This is a genomic window from Pseudomonas sp. HMWF006, assembly GCF_003061205.1.
Lineage (GTDB): Bacteria > Pseudomonadota > Gammaproteobacteria > Pseudomonadales > Pseudomonadaceae > Aquipseudomonas > Aquipseudomonas monsensis.
Map to the genome: position 1 here is coordinate 10949 of NZ_QAIU01000443.1, position 3847 is coordinate 14795.

The following is a 3847-nucleotide window of genomic DNA, read 5'->3' on the forward strand; positions in this document are numbered from 1 at the left end:
CGGGGAAATGGGTCGCGGGTTTGCCGTGGTGGCCGAGGAGGTCCGTTCGCTGGCGCAGCGTACCGCTGGGGCGACGGCGGAAATTCAAACGCTGATCGCCGGCCTGCAAACCGCCGCCCGGCAATCGGTCGAAGGCATGCGCGCGCAGGTCGAACACGCCGAGGCCACGGCCAATCAGGCGCAAGCGGCGGATGGTGCGCTGGATAAAATCGTCGGGGCGATCCAGACCATTTCCGACACCGCGATCCGCATCGCCGATGTCACCGCCCAGCAGAGCGGCGCGGTCAGCGAGATTCGCGATCACAGCGAGCGGATTCATCAATTGGGCGGGGATAACCTGCTGCGCATCGGCGAAGGTCGGGAACAGGGCGAGAACCTGCTGGTATTGGGCGGGCAACTGCACACCGCCGTACAGGCGTTTCGCGTCTGACAAATTGCCTTCGCGAGCAAGCTCGCTCCCACATTGGAATGCATACCCCTGTGGGAGCGAGCTTGCTCGCGAAGGTGTCAGTCCAGACACCACAAGTGACCGAATCAAATCACTTGGTCACATATTTCGCGCAAACATCGGCCATCGTGCTGGCTATTGCATAGAACTGGACAGTCATAAAGTCTTTGCGGCATAGTCGCCGGGTTCTGACGACTGCTCATTCATAACAAGGACAACGCAGATGGCAACCTTACTGGTCCTGCACGGCCCCAACCTGAACCTGCTCGGCACCCGCGAACCCGGCACCTACGGTTCCACGACGCTGGCGCAGATCAATCAGGATCTGGAACGCCGCGCCCGTGAAGCCGGCCATCATCTGCAGTATCTGCAAAGCAATGCCGAGTACGAATTGATCGACCGCATCCACGCCGCACGCGGCGAAGGCGTCGATTTCATTCTGATCAATCCAGCAGCTTTTACACATACAAGTGTTGCATTACGTGACGCGCTGCTGGGAGTGAGCATCCCATTCATCGAAGTGCATTTGTCCAACGTGCACAAACGCGAACCTTTCCGCCATCACTCTTACTTCTCCGATGTAGCGGTGGGAGTGATCTGCGGCCTTGGCGCCAGCGGTTACCGACTGGCCCTGGAGGCTGCGCTAGAACAGCTTGAAACACAGGCAACGGCTTGAACTACAAGCGTTAAACGCCCCTGACCGACCCTTGGGAGTTGATGATTCATGGATATCCGTAAAGTTAAGAAATTGATCGAATTGCTGGAAGAGTCCGGCATCGACGAGCTCGAGATCAAGGAAGGCGAAGAGTCCGTACGCATCAGCCGTCACAGCAAGACCCCGGCTCAGCAGTACTACGCGCCGGCTCCGATGCAAGCACCGGCCGCTGCACCTGCCGCCGCTGCTGCTCCGGTTGCTGCCGCAGCCCCGGCTGCCGCTGCTGCGCCAGCGCTGAACGGCACTGTTGCCCGTTCGCCGATGGTCGGCACCTTCTATCGCAAATCTTCGCCAACCTCGCCGTCCTTCGTTGAAGTCGGCCAGACCGTGAAGAAAGGCGACACCCTGTGCATCGTCGAAGCCATGAAGATGATGAACCACATCGAAGCTGAAACCAGCGGTGTGATCGAATCCATCCTCGTCGAAGACGGCCAGCCGGTTGAGTACGACCAACCGCTGTTCACCATCGTTTGAACTGCGGAGAGCCTTTGATGACTGCGAAGTTGGAAAAAGTTCTGATCGCTAACCGCGGTGAGATCGCCCTGCGGATTCTGCGTGCCTGCAAAGAGATGGGCATCAAGACCGTCGCCGTTTACTCCAAGGCCGACAAAGAGCTGATGCACCTGGGCCTGGCAGACGAATCCGTCTGCATCGGCCCGGCGTCTGCCGCTCAGTCCTACCTGCACATCCCGGCCATCATCGCTGCCGCTGAAGTGACTGGCGCTACCGCCATTCACCCAGGCTACGGTTTCCTCGCGGAAAACGCCGATTTTGCCGAGCAAGTCGAGAACTCCGGCTTCGCCTTCATCGGCCCGAAAGCCGACACCATTCGCCTGATGGGCGACAAGGTATCGGCCAAGCACGCGATGATCGAAGCTGGCGTACCGACCGTTCCAGGTTCCGACGGCCCGCTGCCGGAAGACGAAGAAACGGCATTGCGCATCGGTCGTGAAGTCGGCTACCCGGTGATCATCAAGGCCGCTGGCGGCGGCGGTGGTCGCGGCATGCGCGTGGTGCACAAGGAAGAAGACCTGATCGCCTCGGCGAAACTGACCCGCTCCGAAGCTGGCGCGGCGTTCGGCAACCCAATGGTCTATCTGGAAAAATTCCTCACCAATCCACGTCACGTCGAAGTGCAGGTACTGTCCGACGGCCAGGGCCACGCCATCCATCTGGGCGACCGTGACTGCTCGCTGCAGCGTCGTCACCAGAAGGTTCTCGAAGAAGCGCCGGCACCGGGCATCGACGAGCAAGCGCGCCAGGAAGTACTGGCTCGTTGCGTCAAGGCGTGCATCGACATCGGTTACCGTGGCGCCGGCACCTTCGAGTTCCTCTACGAGAACGGTCGTTTCTACTTCATCGAAATGAACACCCGTGTTCAGGTGGAGCACCCGGTTTCGGAGATGGTCACCGGTATCGACATCGTCAAGGAGATGCTCAGCATCGCCGCTGGCAACAAGCTGTCGTTCACCCAGGATGACGTGGTTATCCGCGGTCACTCGCTGGAGTGCCGGATCAACGCTGAAGACCCGAAAACCTTCATGCCGAGCCCGGGCACGGTCAAGCATTTCCACGCCCCGGGCGGCAACGGCGTTCGCGTCGATTCGCACCTGTACAGTGGCTATGCCGTTCCGCCGAACTACGACTCGCTGATCGGCAAGCTGATCACTTACGGCGCCACCCGCGACGAAGCCATGGCACGCATGCGCAATGCCCTGGACGAAATCGTGGTTGACGGGATCAAGACCAACATCCCGCTGCACCGCGATCTGACCCGCGACGAAGGCTTCTGCAAAGGGGGCGTGAACATTCACTACCTCGAGCACAAGCTGGCTGGCGAGAAGCACTAAGCTTCAGCCCGCACCAGACAGAGCCGCCTTCGGGCGGCTTTGTTGTTTCTGCAGATTACATACCCCCCTGCAGGCTCACGCCGACAAGGGAATGGCGTTTCAAGTCTCTCCCACAAACGGCGCGCGCTCGCGTAAACTTGCGCGCTTCTCGCTGGCCGCTAGGCTGCAATCAATATTTTTTCAAAGGTGCCCGCCATGCCTTGGCTGCAAGTACGCCTCGCCATCAGCCCGGAACAAGCCGAAACCTACGAAGACGCTTTCCTTGAAGTGGGCGCCGTGTCGGTGACCTTCATGGACGCCGAAGATCAGCCGATCTTCGAGCCGGAACTCAACACCACCCCGCTGTGGGCGCACACGCACCTGCTGGCGCTGTTCGAAGGCGGCACCGAGCCTGAACCGGTACTGGCGCACCTGGAACTGCTGACCGGCAGCCCGCTGCCCGAGCACCACAGCGAAGTCATCGAAGACCAGGACTGGGAACGCAGCTGGATGGACGGTTTCCAGCCGATGCGTTTCGGCCAGCGCCTGTGGATCGTGCCGAGCTGGCACGCGGCGCCGGAACCTGACGCGGTCAATCTGCTATTGGACCCGGGCCTGGCGTTCGGCACGGGCACACACCCGACCACCGCGCTGTGCCTGGAATGGCTCGACGGCCAGGACCTGAAAGACTGCAACGTGCTCGACTTCGGTTGCGGTTCGGGAATTCTGGCGATTGCCGCCCTGCTGCTTGGCGCCAAAGAAGCCGTCGGCACCGACATCGACGTACAGGCGCTGGAAGCCTCGCGCGACAATGCCGGGCGCAACAATATTGCCGACGAACTGTTCCCGCTGTAC

5 protein-coding genes are annotated in these 3847 nt (G+C 60.6%); all 5 read left to right on the forward strand.

Going from position 1 to position 3847, the window contains the following annotated elements:
• The first annotated feature begins 49 nt into the window (after nucleotides 1-49).
• Nucleotides 50-430 carry a methyl-accepting chemotaxis protein gene (locus DBR24_RS32830; RefSeq protein ID WP_371921326.1) on the forward strand — a complete coding sequence of 127 codons (381 nt, stop codon included), beginning with the start codon at nucleotides 50-52 and terminating at the stop codon, nucleotides 428-430.
• A 241-nt stretch (nucleotides 431-671) separates the two neighbouring features.
• Nucleotides 672-1124: a type II 3-dehydroquinate dehydratase gene (gene aroQ, locus DBR24_RS18635; RefSeq protein ID WP_123471047.1), complete on the forward strand. Its 453-nt coding sequence runs from the start codon at nucleotides 672-674 to the stop codon at nucleotides 1122-1124.
• A gap of 48 nt (nucleotides 1125-1172) precedes the next feature.
• On the forward strand, nucleotides 1173-1637 hold the full coding sequence (gene accB / locus DBR24_RS18640) for an acetyl-CoA carboxylase biotin carboxyl carrier protein (protein WP_103306135.1): 465 nt from the start codon (nucleotides 1173-1175) through the stop codon (nucleotides 1635-1637).
• Nucleotides 1638-1654: 17 nt separating this feature from the next.
• Nucleotides 1655-3013, forward strand: a complete 1359-nt coding sequence (gene accC / locus DBR24_RS18645) for an acetyl-CoA carboxylase biotin carboxylase subunit (protein WP_045122275.1) — start codon at nucleotides 1655-1657, stop codon at nucleotides 3011-3013.
• A 195-nt stretch (nucleotides 3014-3208) separates the two neighbouring features.
• Nucleotides 3209-3847, forward strand: a 639-nt coding sequence (prmA, locus tag DBR24_RS18650; protein ID WP_256591630.1) for a 50S ribosomal protein L11 methyltransferase, incomplete at its 3' end; no start/stop codon positions are given.

Excerpts from the sequence above, each read along its gene's own strand:
- aroQ (WP_123471047.1), top strand. The coding sequence starts at position 672 with ATGGCAACCTTACTGGTCCTGCACGGCCCCAACCTGAACCTGCTCGGC.
- accB (WP_103306135.1), top strand. The coding sequence starts at position 1,173 with ATGGATATCCGTAAAGTTAAGAAATTGATCGAATTGCTGGAAGAGTCC.
- accC (WP_045122275.1), top strand. The coding sequence starts at position 1,655 with ATGACTGCGAAGTTGGAAAAAGTTCTGATCGCTAACCGCGGTGAGATC.